This is a genomic window from Egbenema bharatensis FJBBOT/2019, from assembly GCF_048077055.1.
In the GTDB taxonomy this organism is placed as follows: Bacteria; Cyanobacteriota; Cyanobacteriia; order Elainellales; family Elainellaceae; genus Egbenema; species Egbenema bharatensis.
The window spans coordinates 5,116,123-5,133,393 of the sequence record NZ_CP182236.1 but is presented as its reverse complement, the minus strand read 5'-3'; the positions used below and the strand labels follow the sequence as shown (position 1 = coordinate 5,133,393).

At 49.9% G+C, this 17,271-nt stretch carries 13 protein-coding genes and 1 pseudogene; 10 read left to right on the top strand and 4 right to left on the bottom strand.

Translation table 11 applies throughout. From position 1 onward, the window contains the following. Positions 1-4: 4 nt before the first annotated feature. Complete coding sequence (locus ACM1PF_RS23720; RefSeq protein WP_416667673.1) at positions 5-3,172, bottom strand: AAA family ATPase; 3,168 nt, start codon at positions 3,170-3,172, stop codon at positions 5-7. 357 nt (positions 3,173-3,529) lie between these two features. Between ACM1PF_RS23720 and ACM1PF_RS23715 the strand changes: the two genes are divergently transcribed. From ACM1PF_RS23715 to ACM1PF_RS23705, 3 genes and pseudogenes are all read left to right on the top strand, one after another. Further along, on the top strand, positions 3,530-4,057 hold the full coding sequence (locus ACM1PF_RS23715; protein ID WP_416667670.1) for a universal stress protein: 528 nt from the start codon (positions 3,530-3,532) through the stop codon (positions 4,055-4,057). Positions 4,058-4,154: 97 nt separating this feature from the next. After that, a pseudogene (locus tag ACM1PF_RS23710) lies at positions 4,155-4,367 on the top strand (SDR family NAD(P)-dependent oxidoreductase); the annotation flags it as partial. A gap of 32 nt (positions 4,368-4,399) precedes the next feature. Continuing rightward, positions 4,400-5,103 (top strand): IS1 family transposase gene (locus ACM1PF_RS23705; RefSeq protein ID WP_416667667.1). Its coding sequence is split into 2 segments (ribosomal slippage): positions 4,400-4,735 and positions 4,738-5,103, totalling 702 coding nucleotides; the frame shifts between segments, so codons are not numbered across the junction. Here the strand turns inward: ACM1PF_RS23705 and ACM1PF_RS23700 are convergent. Then, positions 5,047-5,604 carry a response regulator transcription factor gene (locus ACM1PF_RS23700; RefSeq protein ID WP_416667665.1) on the bottom strand — a complete coding sequence of 186 codons (558 nt, stop codon included), beginning with the start codon at positions 5,602-5,604 and terminating at the stop codon, positions 5,047-5,049. The two genes, ACM1PF_RS23705 and ACM1PF_RS23700, sit on opposite strands and share 57 nt — an antisense overlap. A 100-nt stretch (positions 5,605-5,704) precedes the next feature. Further along, on the bottom strand, positions 5,705-5,932 hold the full coding sequence (locus tag ACM1PF_RS23695) for a hypothetical protein (protein WP_416667662.1): 228 nt from the start codon (positions 5,930-5,932) through the stop codon (positions 5,705-5,707). Positions 5,933-6,697: 765 nt separating this feature from the next. Between ACM1PF_RS23695 and ACM1PF_RS23690 the strand changes: the two genes are divergently transcribed. From ACM1PF_RS23690 to ACM1PF_RS23665, 6 genes are all read left to right on the top strand, one after another. Then, positions 6,698-7,246: a hypothetical protein gene (locus ACM1PF_RS23690; RefSeq protein WP_416667659.1), complete on the top strand. Its 549-nt coding sequence runs from the start codon at positions 6,698-6,700 to the stop codon at positions 7,244-7,246. Between the two features lie 340 nt (positions 7,247-7,586). Next, positions 7,587-8,600: an efflux RND transporter periplasmic adaptor subunit gene (locus tag ACM1PF_RS23685; RefSeq protein ID WP_416667656.1), complete on the top strand. Its 1,014-nt coding sequence runs from the start codon at positions 7,587-7,589 to the stop codon at positions 8,598-8,600. A 5-nt stretch (positions 8,601-8,605) separates the two neighbouring features. Then, positions 8,606-8,833 carry a hypothetical protein gene (locus ACM1PF_RS23680; protein WP_416667654.1) on the top strand — a complete coding sequence of 76 codons (228 nt, stop codon included), beginning with the start codon at positions 8,606-8,608 and terminating at the stop codon, positions 8,831-8,833. A 12-nt stretch (positions 8,834-8,845) separates the two neighbouring features. Further along, positions 8,846-10,459, top strand: coding sequence for an efflux RND transporter permease subunit (locus tag ACM1PF_RS23675; RefSeq protein WP_416667652.1), 1,614 nt, complete (start codon positions 8,846-8,848; stop codon positions 10,457-10,459). Beyond that, a complete protein-coding gene (locus ACM1PF_RS23670; RefSeq protein ID WP_416667649.1) occupies positions 10,423-12,105 on the top strand; it encodes an efflux RND transporter permease subunit in 1,683 nt (560 codons plus the stop codon). The genes ACM1PF_RS23675 and ACM1PF_RS23670 overlap by 37 nt, the downstream gene beginning before the upstream one ends. Positions 12,106-12,307: 202 nt before the next feature. Continuing rightward, positions 12,308-12,532, top strand: a complete 225-nt coding sequence (locus ACM1PF_RS23665; RefSeq protein WP_416667647.1) for a hypothetical protein — start codon at positions 12,308-12,310, stop codon at positions 12,530-12,532. A gap of 84 nt (positions 12,533-12,616) precedes the next feature. Here the strand turns inward: ACM1PF_RS23665 and ACM1PF_RS23660 are convergent, their stop codons facing one another. After that, positions 12,617-12,982 carry a hypothetical protein gene (locus ACM1PF_RS23660; protein ID WP_416667644.1) on the bottom strand — a complete coding sequence of 122 codons (366 nt, stop codon included), beginning with the start codon at positions 12,980-12,982 and terminating at the stop codon, positions 12,617-12,619. Positions 12,983-13,338: 356 nt separating this feature from the next. Between ACM1PF_RS23660 and ACM1PF_RS23655 the strand changes: the two genes are divergently transcribed. Beyond that, positions 13,339-16,002 carry a C45 family autoproteolytic acyltransferase/hydolase gene (locus tag ACM1PF_RS23655; protein WP_416667641.1) on the top strand — a complete coding sequence of 888 codons (2,664 nt, stop codon included), beginning with the start codon at positions 13,339-13,341 and terminating at the stop codon, positions 16,000-16,002. The last annotated feature ends 1,269 nt before the right edge of the window (positions 16,003-17,271 follow it).

Here is a 17,271-nt window from a genome sequence, read left to right as displayed (position 1 = left end):
CGCCCTAGCTTAAAACCCTCAACCTGGAGCCAGATTCGGTTTTTGACACCTCAATGCGAGTTTGAAATGCTTCTCTGAGGTGGGGAATATGGGTAACGGCCAGAATGCAGGCAAAATCAGACGCAATGGCATTAATTGCCCCAATTAAGCGATCGCATCCCGCATCGTCTTGGGTGCCAAATCCTTCATCAATAATCAGCATTTGTAGGGCAGTCCCCGATCGTTGTGCCAGTAAGCGCGCCAGAGCTAACCGAATCGCAAAGTTGACCCGAAAGGCTTCTCCCCCCGAATAGGTTTCGTAGGGACGGGTTCCCTGCACATCGCTAATGAGAATATCCAGGGTATCGATTAATTTATCTGAATTACGGCTGCTGGAACTGCCGCGCTTGGCCCGTTGAGTCACAAATTGCACATGGAGTTGATTGGCACTGAGCCGTCCCAGAATTTGATTTGTTTCCGCCTCTAGCTGAGGTAACACATTTTCAATCATCAGGGCTTGAATCCCGTTTTTACCAAAGGCCTGGGTTAGCTCCTGGTAGACGCGGTACTGACGGCGAGACGTTTGCAGTTGCTCACTCAGAGTTGTACGTTGAGTGCTCAGGGTTTCCAGGTGTTGTTGCTGCTGCTGGAGGCTGCCTAACTTGGCCAGGTGTTCATCTAAGCGCGATCGATTGTGGTGAGTTTGCTGTTCAATCGACTGAATTTGAGCCTGGGGATCGGGGGTTTGTTCCAGGTAATGGTTAAATTCTTCAACTTGAGCGACGATCGTTTGCAGGGATGTGGTGCGATGGGTACAGGTTTCTATTAATTCATAAACCTGACGTTGGACGTAGGGATAATTTTGTTGTGCCTGTAGGAGTTCCTGGTAGCGAAGTTGCCAGGGTTGAGCTTGCCGAATCGCCTGCCGAATCGCGGTGTGCTGATCCAGATGATAACCGATCGCCGCAATATGCTGATCCAGTTCATGAATGTGGTGCTGTAGGGGGGAATGAGCCATCGCTTCTAGCTCTTGTTCTAGTGCAGCGATCGTCCTTTCTAATTCCGGCTTTTGTTCGTTAATCTGTGTTTGGCGGCGTTGAGCCTGTTTGATCTCTGCATACTTAATTTCTGCCCATCGCCAGCGATCGACCTCTCCCCGTGCCAGGGCATGGTTTTTGTCATCGTAGTCCAGTTGATGCAGGCTGTGATCCAGTAATTGCAGTTCCTCCTGTAGCTCTGGGGCAAAATCGCCCTGTTGCAAAGCATGTTCCAGTTGACTGATTTCCACCTGCACATCCTGAAGCCGTTGCTGCTCACCTAAAACACCCTGAAGCTGCTGTTGAAGCTGTCCCCGCTTTTCCAACGTCGCTCCATACTGCGCCAACTCTTTATCTAAATCTCGATACTCTTGCCGCAAAATCCGAATTTCTCGATCGGAAGTGGTCAACTGTTCCCGAATCACCCAAAGCTGCTGCTGAATTTCCTGCTGTTCGGTTCGATGATGCTCTAACACCACCGTCCAGTGATGCTCATCTAGCGGTCGATCGCACAACGGACAGGGCGGATAGGCAACCGACGGCTGTTCTGAAGTCAGAACAGTCAACCGCTGGGGCTGAACCTCCGAAGCCATAGCGATGTGCTCCGTTGGCTCCATCTCCCTGTCTACTCTTCCCGACTCCCCACTCCCCACTCCCCATTCCCTCTGCTCTACCCCCTTCTGCAACATCAAAATCTTATGATCCAGCTCAGAAAATTCTTGCTCCAATTCTCGCTGACGTTCCTGAAGTCGTTCTAAAAATGTCCGCCGTTCTGTTCCTTTCTCTCTCACTTTTTGCTGATAAAGTTTTCGTGCCTCCAAATGTTCGATCTGGGCGGTAATATCTTGAATCGCTTGCTGGAGGGCTGGCTGTCGCTGCTGTTGTGCCTGGAGTTGGGCTTTCAGGTAGCGCAGTTCCTCCAGCCGAGCTACTAACCGCGCCTGGGATCGATCGACCTGGGTTTGTACCTGCTGCCGACGCTGCACAAGGGGAGCCGCTTTCATTTGTAAATGATCCAGATGGGTCAACCGCGATCGGGCCTGATGGAGTTGTTCCAGGGCGGCTTCAATTTCGGCGGTCTTGGTTAAAGTTTGCTGAATCTCCTGCTCCTGATCCTGGAGGGCAGCAAGTTGAGCCTGGATGTGGTGCAGCCGATCGGTAAGTTGATTCACCTGCTCTGCCTGTTGGGCAACCAGTTCTTGCCGCCGAGCTTGAGCCGCTTGCTGGGCTTGAAATTTAGCCGTCTCCACCTCTTCCTCGGACTGGAGCCGCTGGAACTGGGCATAGTGGCTGGTGATGGTTTCCGCCTCTTGCAGAATAGACTCTAGCTGGCGTTGGTGTTGCTGGGCTGCGTTCAATTCTTTTTGCAATCGTTGACAATCCTGGGTCAGGTGTTGCTGCTGCTCCTGGTGCAAGCTGAGTTGATGAAGCCAGGCTTGCCGCTGCTGCTGGATGGCTTGCAGATGACGGAGTTGATCCTGTTCCCGCTGCTGGGTTTGCTGAAGTTCCTGAAGCGTCGTTTGTAAAGCTGCCACTTCGATCGCTAAATGCTGCCGTTGCTGAAGTTGTTCAGTGATAGACTCCAGGTTTCGCTCCAGCAAGCTAATTTCTGCCTTCAGTTCCCGCACCTGTTCCCGCGCCTGTTCCGACAACCCATCGTACTGATCCAGCTTGAGCAAGTCCGCCAAAATTTGTTTGCGATCGCTGGGTCGCTTTAGCATGAACTCATCCGCCCGCCCCTGCCGCAAATAGGCCGAATTGATGAAGGTGTCATAATCCAGCCGCAAATGTTGCAGAATCAAATTCTGGGTTGCCCGGACTCCCTTCTCCGTCAGACTGCGAAATCCTTTTGGCGTTTGAATTTGAAATTCCAGCGTGCTAGCCTGGCCGCGATACCGCGATCGAATCACGCGATAGGTTTGTTGATGGCACTGAAACGTAAAGTCTACAGTTGCCTCGGTAGTTCCCAAATGGATCACATTATCTTCTGCCTGGGCCCGGCTTTGCCCCCAGATAGCCCAAATGATTCCTTCTAAGAGCGACGACTTTCCGGCTCCATTGGCACCGCAGACACAGGCAACATGCAAGCCGCGAAAATCCAGGGTGGCTTCACGGTAGCTCAAAAAGTTTTTCAGGGTGAGTTGGAGGGGAATCATGCCGATCGCACCATTAGCCTGATCCTAACTTAGCAGTACATTTGCCCTTTAATACAGATGCACACAGCCATTCTGGCATTTTTTATGCCGTAGTAGTAATTTGAGGGCGATCGAATCATTTAAAATGGCAAAATTCCAGCAGCGATCAACACTTCTCAACCTTTTGCAACACATCTAAAACCAAAGCCAGGGCAGCAGGAAAGTTTTGTTAAGGATTGCTGAGGCCTTCCCTTCCGGGTTGAATTCTTCGCCTACGCTCAAAATAGATACCTCAATATATCCTTGAACGTCCATGGCACCTGGGCTGTAGCCAGGCGATGCGGTGGAGTAAATGGGATCGCTATAAGGAGAAGCCCCATGATCAGTCGAATCCTGGTTGCTCTGGATGATTCCCCAGATCAAAACCCCATTTTTGCTGAAGCATTGACCCTGGCCAAACAGGAAGATGCCCAGCTCATGCTTGTCCACATCCTATCGACCGATGAGCGCGATCGATCGCCCCTGACCAGCTTGATTCCTTATTCCTGCTCCATTACTCGTGCCGAGCTAGTGCAACGCTACGAACAGCAAAAGCTAGAAACCGAACGAAACAGCCTGAATCAACTCAAGCGTTTAGCTCAAGAAGCTCAAAAATACGGTATTCACACTGAGATTACTCAACAAATTGGCAACCCCAGACAACTGATTTGCTACCTCGCCAGCAAATGGGGAGCCGACTTAATTGTGGTGGGACAACGGCAACGATCGTGGTTCGATCGCTGGCTGCTGGGAAGTGTCAGCCGTGCTGTCATGGGTCAATCTCCTTGCTCGGTGCGCGTGGTACGCACTCAGAATGATGCCCACAATGAACCACCCCACTCCACCGAATCGATCGCAGCGTTTTAGGGGTGCACTGCTGTGCGCCCTGACAGCCGATTTTTTCAAAAATTGAGATGCCATTTGATTGCAGATCCCTTATGCAAGCAGCGGATCGAGATTGAAGAATCTGGTGGAGGAAGCGATCGGAACCTTTGGCAAGATCACCATTTTGGTGAACAATGCGGGCGGTGGTGGCCCAAAGCCGTTTGATATGCCAATGGATACGTTCATTTGGGCATACAAATTGAATGTTTTTTCGGTGTTCCATCTTTGTCAATTATGTGTGCCCCATATGGAGGCAGCCGGAGGTGGAGCAATCCTCAATATTTCGGCGTTGCATAATTAAAAGATGATTTAGAGTAATCTGCAATGCAATGTCCAGAGTGTGGGGCTACTCATATCCGTAAAAACGGTAAGAGGAAAGGTAAGCAAAATCACATTTGTGTCGCTTGTGGTCGTCAGTTCATTGATACCTACGACCCGCATCGAGGGTACTCAGACGAGTTCAGACGCGAATGCATCAAGATGTATCTCAACGGCTCTGGGTTTCGAGCGATCGAACGGGTCAAAGGAGTACACCATACCACGGTCATTACCTGGGTGCAGCAGGTCGCAACGCGCCTGCCGGACGCCTATGCACCGGAAACGCCCCCCGAAGTTGGAGAACTCGACGAATTGGAAACCTTTGTCGGCTCAAAAAAAACAAGATTTGGCTATGGACAGCCGTTGACCACTTCAAAAAGGGAATTTTAGGCTGGGTTCTGGGTGACCATAGTGCTGAAACCTTTGTCCCGCTCTGGCAGACTGTGGTGGACTGGAACTGCTATTTCTACGTCACTGATGGGTGGTCGGTGTATCCCGGCTTCATTCCCGATGGCGATCAGATTGTCAGCAAAACGTATATGACTCGAGTTGAAAGTGAGAACACTCGCTTGCGGCACTATCTGGCTCGACTGCATCGCAAAACGCTGTGCTACTCCAAAGCCGTAGAAATGCTGGCTCACTCTATTCGGTTGTTACTTCACTACCTCAGGTTTGACGATGTTCCAGTTCCTCCGAGGTTCATCTCTTGATTCAGCAACGCCCCGTAGAAATAACTCAATTAACAAATATTCTTTGCGGCTAAAGGGCAAAACGGTGCCATCATACGCGATCTCCCGCATCTGGGGGTTAAGCCGAATGCTCCCACAGGAAAGAACAGCCGTGGTGGGTTCGCTGAATCGTCGCGATAAAATGCGAATCCGGGCCAGCAACTCCTGCATATCAAATGGCTTTACCAGATAGTCATCGGCACCGCTCTCCAAGCCCAGCAGTTTATCCGTGACTGAATCTCGTACCGTCATTAGCATGACGGGAACCTGGCGATCGTGAGCCCGTAATCGCCGGCACAGCCCGATGCCATCCAGTTTGGGCAAATTGACATCCAGCAACACGAGGTCGTAGTCAATGATATGAAGCATCTCCCACGCCATCTCACCATCCGGTGCCACATCCACCAAATAGTTGTGCTTGTGGAGGATGACCGCCAATGCGTTTGCTAAGTTTTCATCATCTTCAACCAGAAGGATTCGCATTGCTGCCCATCTCTGTGCTAATTCATATCCTTTATTGAAACATTCGCACACCCCAACAGCAGGTTTCTTCAAAGTGGGATGCCATTTTATTGCAGATCCCTTAGCTATCAGGATTAGTATAGGGGGCAGTGTTGGGATCTTCTATCGGTTCAGGATGGGGATTGGTGTAGGGGGCAGTGTTGGGATCTTCTATCGGTTCAGGATGGGGATTAGTGTAGGGATCAACGTTCGGATCTTGCATTGGTTCAGGATGGGGATTGGTGTAAGGGGCGGTATTAGGATCTTTTTTCGGTTGAGGATTGGAAGAAATAGGTGTTGAATGACTCACGAATCTACTCCTTAACTTGAGTTTAAAGTGGGAACTTGAGTTTAAAGTGGGAACTAAAATGCGCTTCAAATTAGATGATGCCTCAGAAATCCAGTGATTTGAATCTATTTAAGGCATTCGCAACTTTAGCAGGAAAAAGTGACGATCGAGTGACAATTCTAGTGAGAATTTTAGGGCGTGCCATCAATTTGTCCGCACCATCCAGGTCACAGGGGTGTCTCCCACTTTTGCATCTGCATTAGGCATCACTCACTGGCAGGTAAGACTTCGGCTTGAGTGCTCAGTCGAAACGCTACCTGCGCGACGGAAGTTGATCAATTTGCATCCAGCGGGATGCTCCCTCAAGTCAGTGCAGGTAGATTCAAGCCCAAGTCTTGCCTGCCAGTGAGATAGTTGTCGCGCAAATGCAAAACTGGGATACATCCTGAAACTGGCTGTGCAACTGAGACAACACAAATTTCAATTTTGGAATGTGCTGTCTCGGAAATCCCAGTGATTTGAACCTACTCAATCCATAGTGTCAAACCACTTCAGTTCTTTCAACCATTCTGGTCATCAACCATCCCGATCTTTCTATCGTTTGAATCGCTTTTCGCTCAAATGAGCATTGCCACTTCACCACAATAATACTTGCTATCTTCAATAATTCTTGGTATCTTCTCGAATAGTGCTGATCGATTACAGCGTCAGCATTTATGAAAAAATATTTAACCTAATTTGAAGGAACTTAGGAACTGTTTCTTAAGTTTCTGGAGGAAAGCCATCATGATTCTTCGTATCAGTGTTTTTGTATTAATGACATTACTGGCAAGCTTGAGTGTTCCTCTTCAGGCTCAAGAATCCGAGGCACAAGAATCTGAAACACAAGAATCAGTAGCAGATGCTCCGTTACCCGCCTTCCCCGATAATTGTGAAGCACTACCCTTAGTTGGGGGTGAAGGCAGTGAAGTGACCAAGGAGATTTCCCCGCCAGGTGTCAGGATTCCCTTACCGGGCCCTGCAAGTGCTGGAACCCGCAACAACTGGCATACGGACTGGTTTATTTCAGGTGGACAAACCTACCAGAGCTACATGGTAATCCTCATGCCTCATAACAATCGAGAGTATGATATTTCGATGTTTCTTAAGTATCCAGATGATACCAATCAGCGATTCTATCGAGAACAGCGAATTCAACTACCTGCCAATCAACCCATAACGGTTGAAGTTACACCCGATCGTACTGATGTTTTCCCCTTCCAGGTTAACACGAATATTGGTGGCATTCAGGCAGTGGGTGCGAGATACACCGTAGCAGTAGCAGGCTGCCGTTGAGGTTCAGCGTTTTGTGATGTGAAAAGCTTGCCGTTTTTTGATAGTCATTGCGCTAGCGAGTTTCTATAATTTGACTTCGCTTGTAATGTATTACACTCCAGATTAAATTTTTATGAGGTTATCCTGCAATACACTCTTTGAGTGTCAGAATCTAGAGGTGTCGCTTCGAAGAACGTTGGTGAAACTTTTCTGCTAGCACGGTTTTTTGTACGAAACCGACGTAGGTTTTTGGGCAAACCTGAACCGATCGCTGAATCAGATTATTCCTGATTTTTTCAGCGAAATCTGCCGTTTTCCCAGGCTAACGAACTGTTCTACTTTATGTAAGCACTCGCAAGAAATGGTGATTAGAATTAATGGCTACTACTCTAGCCTTCTCTTCAGTACTTTTTTAGCGATTACGTCGCTGACAACTGGCTGTAGCCAATCTGATCCGTCACAGGAGGCTGCTGCACCGACGGCAATTCCCGTGCAATGGCTTGCCATTGAACCGGGACGAGTCCAGGACGTTTCTGAATTTGTGGGCACACTGGAAGCGGCTGAAAAAGTTGAAGTCAGACCCGAAGTTCAGGGCCAAATTCAGCAAATTCTGGTGCAACCGGGCGATCGCGTGGAACGAGGTACCCCCCTTGTAACCTTGAGGCCGGATCAATCTGTGCCGCAGCTAGAAGGAACCTTGGCAGCCCTGGAGAATGCCAGAACGGCACGGGAAGCGGCTCTGCGTGAACGGGAAGTTGTCCAGGCGCAATTAGCAACGGCACAGTCCGATCTGGAATTAGCCCAAACGAACTTTGAGCGGGCCCAGTATCTCGTTGGCCAGGGGGCGATCGGGGAGTTGCAGTACGATCAGGCGAGAAATAATTTAGATTCGGCTCGGAACCGTCTCACCGCAGCTCAGGAGCGACTTCAAGTTGCAGAGGTGGGGATCACGCAGGCGGAGGGGAATATCCAGCAGGCTCAGTCCCAGGTGGACGCGGCCAGGGTGGGGGTGGACTTCCGGCAAATCCTCTCGCCGCTCGCCGGGATCGTGGGTGATATTCCCGTGCAAGCTGGAGATGTGATCAGCACTGGGCAAACCATCACCACCATTACCCAAAACGATGCTCTGGATTTACGGCTATCCATCCCTTCCAATCAATTGCCGAATCTACGAGCAGGCTTACCCGTCGAGTTAATCGATCCGAATAGCAAACAGAGAATTGCGACGGGCAGTATCAATTTCATTTCACCCGATGTCAATACTCAGGCCCAGTCTGTGTTAGTCAAGGCTCGGTTTCCCAACCAGAGTGGTCAACTCAGAAGTGGGCAATTTGTTCAGTCACGGGTGATCTGGACCAAAATCCAGGCATTCTGATACCCATGACGGCCGTTACTCGGACTGGGTCGCAAGGCTTTGTCTATGTGATTACGTCAGCAGAATCAGAAACAGGTTCAGAACAAATGCTCGTTGAGCAGCGTCCGGTGGTCTTGGGAACGGTGCAGGGGGATCACTATGAAGTTCTGGATGGCATTCAACCCGGTGAGCAAATTGCAACATCCAACATTCTCCGGCTGAGAAATGGTGCCCCGGTTCAGCCCCAATCCTAGGAGCGGTCTAGCATGGCAATTTTTTCGATCTCCGATATATTTATTCGTCGTCCCGTACTGACGACAGTAACGACTATTATTATTGTGCTATTGGGGGGTATTGCTATTCCCCTGATGCCGGTCGTTAACTTGCCAGATATTGCGCCTATTCAAATTCAGGTGGGAGCTAATTTTTCGGGGGCAGATTCCCGTACCGTGGAAGATACCGTGACCGCGCCGCTGGAACGTCAGATCAACGGGGTGGAAAACATGGAATATCTCACCTCCGCCAGTAGCAATACTGGAGATAGTCAGGTTCGGGTTTACTTCAGAACAGGTACGAATAAGGACATTAACCAGGTCAACGTTCAGAATCGGGCGGCCCTGGTGCAACCCACTCTACCGGAATCGGTGCGCCAGACGGGGGTATCTGTCAAAGCATCGTCTACGAGTATTTTGTTGGTCTATGGGTTTAATGCTGAGAACGGTACGTACGACAATACCTTTATTTCCAACTATCTGGATTTGTATGTCGTTGATGCGCTGAAACGGGTACCCGGTGTTGGAGACTTAATGACTCTGGGCGATCGCACCTATGCGATGCGTCTGTGGCTTGATCCAAATGCGATGGCATCCCGAGGGCTGACCTCCAACGATGTCGTCCGGGCCCTGCAATCCCAAAACCTGCAAATTGGTGGAGGTGCACTTGGCGGTGAACCGGCCCTGCCTGATCAGCCGTTTAATTTACCGATTCGGGTTCAGGGCAGGTTGCGAGATGAAACTGAGTTTGCCAATTTAGTGCTGCGAACCCAGTCAGACGGTAGCCTAATCAAAGTTAAAGATGTGGGACGGGTGGAATTAGGGGCGCAAAACTATGCCGTTCAGAGCTTTGTCAATGGCAGTCCTGGTGCCGGAATCGCCATCTACCAGTTGCCGGGTAGCAATGCGATTGATGTGGGACGGCAGGTAAAGGAAACGCTAGCGGAATTGGAAAAGGATTTTCCCCCTGGGTTGAAATCCTTCCTGGTGTATGACACCACCGAATTTATTGAAGCGTCGCAAAATGAAGTCACCGTCACCCTGCTGCAAGCGATCGGGCTGGTGGTGCTCATCCTGTTTGTGTTTCTGCAAGATTGGCGTGCCACGATCATTCCGGCTGTTGCGATTCCAGTTGCGTTGATTGGGGCGATGGTGTTTGCCTTTGCGTTTGGCTTCTCCCTCAACAACCTGACCATGTTTGGCATCATCCTGGGAACGGGGGTGGTGTGTGATGATGCGATCGTGATCGTGGAGTCGATCGCCGCCAATATCGAACGCGGCATGAAGCCCCGTGAGGCCGCCATGGCTTCGATGAGTACCTTGGTGGGGGCAACCATTTCCACCTCGCTGGTGCTGATTGCCATTTTCATTCCGGTGGCCATGTTCCCTGGCTCAACAGGCATCATGTACAAGCAGTTCGCGCTGATCATGGCTTTCTCGATCGTAGTGTCTACGTTTAACGCGCTGACCTTTACCCCCAGTATGTCGGCGTTGCTGCTGCGACCCCGGCAGGGAGAAGCCGCCGCCCCCTGGCCAAGTTTTTCCGCGCGTTTAATCGGGGCTTTGCCTGGTTGCTCGATCGCTACAGCCGCCTGGTTGAATTTTTGATTCAGATCAAATACATCGTGATTGCGCTGTTCGTGGTCGGTCTGGCGGCAACCGTATTTATGTTCAGGACGGTTCCCACGGGCTTCATTCCTGAAGAGGATCAGGGAGTTTTTCTGGGAATTATCCAGGCTCCAGAGGGAGTGGCGCGAAATTACACCGATCGCATTGCCCAGCAAATCTATCAAACCCTGGAGCAGACCCCAGAGGTTGAATCTTCCCTAATTGTCTCTGGATTCGGTTTAGAGGGCAGTGGCGCGAATCGGGGCACCTTTTTTGCCAAGCTGAAAAACTGGTCAGAGCGGGCAGGAGCGGAGCAAAATGTTCAGGACATTCTCGCTCGCTTAAACCGCGAATTTGCTCAAATTCAAGATGCTGTGGTCGTGACGTTCAATACGCCTGCGGTGCCTGGCTTTAGTGCCACGGGAGGGTTTGAATTTGTTGTGCAGGATAGCTCTGGGGGCAGGCTCAGCTTTGAAGAGTTTTTAGGGTCTGTCCAGGAAATCATTGTCCAGGCGAACCAGCACCCGGCATTGAATGGTGTATTCACCCAGTTCACGATTAATACGCCTCAGCTAGAGGTGGAACTGAATCGGGAGCAGTTGAATGCTCAAAATGTGGATATTGGCGAGGCACTCTCCACCGTGAATGCCTATTTGGGCAGCCGTTATGTCAACGATTTCACCTTTGGCCAGCGCAGCTATCGGGTACTGGTGCAGGCAGATGCCGATTACCGCAGCGATCCCCAGGACTTGCAGCAAATCCAGGTGCGGTCGCGGGATGGGAATCTGGTGCGTCTGAGTAATGTGGCGACGGTAACTCCTATCACCGGGCCAGCGGTGATTAACCGTTTCAACCTGTTCCGATCGATCACCATTCAGGGACAGCCTGCACCCGGTTATAGCTCTGGGCAGGCGATTCAGGCCATGCAGCAAATCTTTGATCAGGTTGCGCTGCCGGGCTTGCGCTATGAATGGGGTGGGTTAACCCGTGAGGAAATTCGATCGGGTGGACAAAGCTCCATCATCTTTGCCCTGGGCTTTGTGATGGTGTTTTTGGTGTTGGCAGCGCAGTACGAAAACTACATTGATCCGATCATCATTCTGCTCACCGTTCCCCTGGCACTCCTGGGAGCCTTAATCTTTGTTTCCCTGCGAGGCTTAGTTAACGACCTGTATACGCAGGTGGCACTGGTGATGTTGATTGGATTAGCGGCCAAGAACGCAATTCTGATCGTAGAGTTTGCCAACCAGGGACGGGCAGAGGGACTTTCGATTCCCAAAGCCGCGATGCGAGCCGCCTCAGAACGGTTTCGACCGATTATGATGACCGCAGTATCGTCGCTGGTGGGATTCTTCCCGCTGGTGATTGCATCGGGGGCAGGGGCCGCAAGCCGCTGGTCGTTGGGAACGGCCATCTTTGGCGGTTTGCTGGTGGCAACGGTGATGAACTACCTGGTGACTCCCGCCCTCTACGTGGTGGTGAAAACCCTGACCAGCACGATCTTTGGCAGGGGGCAGCGTCCCGACGAACCACCCGACGGAGGTTCAGGGATTCCGGAACCAAGTCCCCCCATGCCGGCGCATCCAGAATTGCCGACTCCCTCGACTCCCTCTTTGCCCTATAGCGAGGGGGATAGCCCAGCTTAGGTCTGCGAATCTAACCATCTGGAATTCTTGTGGGATGGGCAGCGTTTCGACTGAGCTTTCGACGGCTCGAGTGAGCCTCGCCGAACTCCTGAGCTCAAGCCGAAGGGCTCAAGCCGAAGTCTTGTCCGCCCAGTCAGCAAAGTAAAACGCTGCACAGATGCTTTAATCCATGATCCTTAAATTCTTTTAGTGGAGGTCTGCCATGGATGTCAAACGGTTACTCTTTGCTGCGATCGTCTGTGCCGGGGTTGGTACGGTGTTTGGATTTGCCATTACCCATATTGCGCCTTCTCCCTACCAGAATCAGGGGTATGCAACTCTGACTCGTCGCTATCCCTGGATTGGGGCGATCGGCGGCTTTGTCGGCGGTGGCATTATTTCAGCCGTACAACAGCTGAACGAACAATACGATCGCCAGAATCGCTAGGATGCTGGACTAGGAGACTAGCTGGGAAAGGTGGGTATCTCTGGCAATGCTGTTGCAGATGCTAGACGAGGCTCAACGCTACCTTTAGCTGAAGAAATCAAAATCATCATCATCCGATCGCCTGCGATAGGTGAGACGATAGGGCACACTTTCTCCGTCCGAATCAACTCGCAGCTGATAGGTTCCCCTGGAAAAGCGGCGATCAATGACAGCCGTTCCCAAAGGCAAAGCAATGCGCCGAATTCGATCAGAACTGCCCCGTTTTTCTAAACGAATTTCGATAGAAGGACCAAATACAAATTCTCGATTGGTCACTTTGATCCGCACTCTTGAGGAACGGCGTAGTTTGAATTGATAATAATCTCGCCCTTCTTGATCACCGACTCGGTCAGAACGGTTGAAAGACGATCGGTTTCCAATGCTAAAATTTTCATCCCGTCGCCTTGACATTCGAGCATACGTAAGGGGTGCTGTATCAATCAAACTGGAGTGATCAGGCGAATTGGAAAGAAGCAGTTTATGAGTTCGTGAAGAAAACTGAAAAGACATGAGTAGAGAAATAAATGATTAATACAAGTGACAATACAAAAGTAATAATTACGATTAGTCTATAAATATAAGGTGACAAACTGGTGAAAATCACGATGGATTCAACAGGGCAAACGGTTTAACGAACCGTTGTTTCATCCGATTTCGCACCGTTTAACCGGGTTTGTCACTTTTTCGCTGTACGTTGTTGTCGGGACAGAACGGGTGTATTTCGCACCAGCGTCCTGGGCCATTTCGTATGTAATTTCTTGTGATCTGTGTGGAGTAAGGTTGGGGTGATGCAGGGATTGAGGCGATTTCGGTTTTGGCAAATCCTTTGGGGGGCGGCAGCGTTTTTGTTAATCCTGGTTAGCCGTGCCCATGCTGCAGAAACAATTCAGTTGCAGTATTATGATTTGACCCTCAATGTGCCTCTGGCAGAATTACAAGACTTTGCTGAGACCGGCACACCATCACCGGAATTACAGCAGTTCTTCCAGCAAGCCCAACAGGAACCTGCCACCCTCCGGGACTACCTCACCAGTCCGATTCCGGTGCAGAGAACGCCGTTAATCTCCGATGAGTTTGCCCTGATTGAAATTAACAAAGTAATTGGAGAACCCCTGGGGCGGGAGCGGTTGGAACCGTTAGCGACAGCATTTAGAGAAGCGACAAAAGCAGATGACTCTTTCTCGGTCATGGAACTGTTAGCAGCCTATCCCGATCCAACGGTACGTTTATCTCTGGAGCAGTTAGTCCCTATCTATCGCAATGTTGAATTATTTTTAACCCGCATTCGCCCTGTGTTGAGCGTCACGCAGGAACTACTGCCGGAACTGATTTGTGATTGTGAGAATTCGGGTACAGCATCAGCCGCAACATCAGTTACAACATCAGTCGCAGGATCAAGCACAACATCAGATCATTCTGCGATCGCAACCACGACTCCCGCTGTTCATCGAAGCATTCCTGATTCTAAGGATATCCGTTCTGCCCCAACATACCAGCAATTGAGCCATCCCATCCCATCCCTCTTCTCCGATTTGGCTTTTGATTCCGCTTCTGGTTTTTCTCCAGGGAGTTCCACACATCCGGAATTATCGATCGCATCTGCCAGTCGTCAACCCGCTGCTGCTGATCTTCCCAACCGAGAACTGATTCTTCAATTGGGGCCACTGCGTCCATCCATTTCCCTGGCTGAACTGACGGATTTTGTGGAAACCGGCACCTTATCACCGGGATGGCGGTTCTATCTGAATGTTGCCAGGATTAAGCCTGAAAATTTGCGATCGGCTCTGACTCAGGAAATTCAGGTGGATGGTCGTTTTCTGGACAAGACCCTGAATTCTTTGCTAGGTGAGTATTTGCTGTATCAGGTCAGCCAAATTGTCCATACTCCTTCCAGACTGGCCAGTATTCAAGCCCTGCGATCGGCCCTGGTGCTGTCCGCCCTGGAAGACAACCGCCTCACGTTTCTGGAACTGCTGGCCCGCTATCCTACCCAACAAATGATTCTGGATGGACAACGATTAGCCCGACTGGGGCAGCTTGCCTCCCGGTTTGAAGCATCCGGAGGAGTAGCAACGGCGGTTGTGAGCCTGGAAGATTGGCTGGTTGAAGTGCAAGCCTCGATCGCCCAACAAATTTGCACCTGTGATGAACCACCCGCAAATCCAACGGTGATTACGCCGCTCACGATCGCCCCGGAAACCGTTGCTCAGTACCTACCGCCGGATTGGCAACCTGTTTCGGCTCATCGTGAGGATATCGGCAATATCAAGGTCGTCTGGTTGCAGGGTACGCCCTACGAGATGGGCTATCAGCATGGACAGTATTTGCATGATGAAATTGCTTCGATCGGGGAAGATGTCATCACCGCCTTGCATTTTGCAGGTCGAGGTCTGGCACTGGGACATCTGGCCAAGCAGCGATCGTACCCGGATGCGGCTGAAGAATGTCGAGGTCTGACGGATGCGACTCAAGATCTGGGCATTACCTTTGATGCCTGTATGATGTTGGCCTATGGCGATGTCTATCAAAGTATCTTTGGGTATACATTGCCCAAAGAGTTGTTCTGGGAGGGATGCAGTCAATTCGTTGCAACGAATGCTGCCACGATCGATGGTTATTTGTATCATGGCAGCACGGTCGATAACTCTACGCCGATTGATTACGTCATCAAGAATCCTGTGGTTTTTGTGCGGCAACCCCAGGCGGGTTTACCCCATGTTTTTGTCACGTATCCCGGTGTTGTCTGGCCCAATTCTGGGTTGAATGTTGCCGGAATTTCGCTGGGATTGGATACGGCTGAAACCAACGATACGAATGAATTGGCTTTTGCAGGAGGAAGCAATGTGCAAATGATGGCACAAATTCTGCAAGGGGCAACGAGCTTTCAAGCCGCTGCAATGTACATGGAATCCCAGCCGAAGGTACATCCCAATATCATTATGGTGGCGGACGGCAATTCTAAGCAGGCAGGGGTTTTGGAGTTTACCGGAAGGAACTTTGCGGTGCGGCAACTCCCGGAAAATGGCGTGTTATATGCCACCAATCATTTCGTCACTCCTGAAATGTTTGACAAGCAGGCTCCACCCAACGCCTCAACTTTGTCTCGATACGATCGCTACAAACAGCTACTAGAGCCAGAGGGAAGCCACTCCTATTATGGGCGCATTGATCCAGAAAAGATGACGGAGATTTTGCGCGATCGGATCAATCCCTACACGCTGGAAGCCAGCCCCCTGGATCTCTTTGACGATAACAGCAGTCCTGGTGGAAATGGTTCCTTGCGCCAGGCGATTTACGATCCCAAACGGCTTCATTTCTGGGTTGCAGCCGGAAAACCACCCGTCCCTGAAAATCCTTTTGTTTGCTTCTCCCTGGGTGAATTACTAGAGTTCTCGGATGCTGTGCCCTGTACCACTCCGGCGATCGAGTAGGATCAGAGGGCTGAGCAGGCAAGAGCACAACCCTGTAGGCATTCAAAACTTTTGAGCCAACTCTCAAAACATAGCTGATGCATATTTGGCTGTCAATTTTAATGCAAGAGCGACAGCGATCGCCCCTCTCTTTCTAAATCCCAAACCCACCCGCCAGAAAACCTCGATCGCTTGTTGGTTTGATTGCCCCTGATGTCGATCGTAGATTTTGGATAATCAAAGCGGATGATGGGACTCGAACCCACAAGTTCAGTTTGGGAAGCTGGGTGGCGATCGTCTACGTTCTAAAGCTTTCAATGATTTTAGGCTGTACCTTAGTAGATGGTTACTGACACTTGGATTTTTTATAGATGCCTGTAAATTTTCGCCCCTTCATTTACCGCAGTGAACAAGTCTGATGAGACTCATAATATAGCCAATGGAAAAGGCCATACCTGTTTGGGGGTATGGCAATTAGAATTATTCAGAATTAAATTATTCAGAATTATTTGGTCGTCAGTTCACTATCTATTTCAGCAAGTCGTCTTGGTTTTTTGGGATCTGACTTGGATGGCGATTGTTTTCAATTTGTATCTTCGTCTTACCTCCATCAGGTGTTTGCTGTTCAAAGGAAAACTGAGTTGGAACTAGAGCAATCAGACTGGTACTAGTGATAGTGATGCTGATCCAACAACAGAATCTTTTCATTTTTTCTCCTTTGGGGAAATAATATGTTTTCTCTCAGGAGTCAAAACCTTGCAAACCAACCTCTATATGGGTTCAGCTCAACTTTGTGTCAAGTCAAACTTGAAAAAAGAAAACCCATGCGTTAGTATGTATCTACACGATACGCAGTCGATACAAAGGGTCAGTCTTCACAGGGCAAATCATCCCTGTTCTTTGAAGCAAATTGAATCTTGAGTCCTCGGCAAGATGTGATAGATCTTACTGAGGTCTCAGGGTTTGTAATACTTCTCGAACATATAAAGCATTCTAAAGCACAAGTATAGAAAGTGGGCGTTGATAGTAGTAAAGAAACTACACTATCACTAGACCCCAATATGCGGAATTTCACCTTGAAACCCCCACAGGTATACAATTTGCCAAAAACCCCTAACTCAAAACAACAGGTTTTAGGGGATTTTTTAGTCTTCTTTTTTCTGCCTACGCTTAACCTCTTCCTTGCATACCACTTCAATGAAGGTCGAGAGCGATCGCCTATCCTCTTCAGCCAGTCTTTGCTCCAAAGGAATTACTCTTCATCTTCTAACTTGTGACGATCGATCATTT

Coding starts and splice junctions, on each gene's coding strand:
- ACM1PF_RS23675 (WP_416667652.1), top strand. CDS start 8,846: ATGGCAATTTTTTCGATCTCCGATATATTTATTCGTCGTCCCGTACTG.
- ACM1PF_RS23680 (WP_416667654.1), top strand. CDS start 8,606: ATGACGGCCGTTACTCGGACTGGGTCGCAAGGCTTTGTCTATGTGATT.
- ACM1PF_RS23660 (WP_416667644.1), bottom strand. CDS start 12,982: ATGTCAAGGCGACGGGATGAAAATTTTAGCATTGGAAACCGATCGTCT.
- ACM1PF_RS23685 (WP_416667656.1), top strand. CDS start 7,587: ATGGTGATTAGAATTAATGGCTACTACTCTAGCCTTCTCTTCAGTACT.
- ACM1PF_RS23665 (WP_416667647.1), top strand. CDS start 12,308: ATGGATGTCAAACGGTTACTCTTTGCTGCGATCGTCTGTGCCGGGGTT.
- ACM1PF_RS23700 (WP_416667665.1), bottom strand. CDS start 5,604: ATGCGAATCCTTCTGGTTGAAGATGATGAAAACTTAGCAAACGCATTG.
- ACM1PF_RS23715 (WP_416667670.1), top strand. CDS start 3,530: ATGATCAGTCGAATCCTGGTTGCTCTGGATGATTCCCCAGATCAAAAC.
- ACM1PF_RS23690 (WP_416667659.1), top strand. CDS start 6,698: ATGATTCTTCGTATCAGTGTTTTTGTATTAATGACATTACTGGCAAGC.
- ACM1PF_RS23720 (WP_416667673.1), bottom strand. CDS start 3,172: ATGATTCCCCTCCAACTCACCCTGAAAAACTTTTTGAGCTACCGTGAA.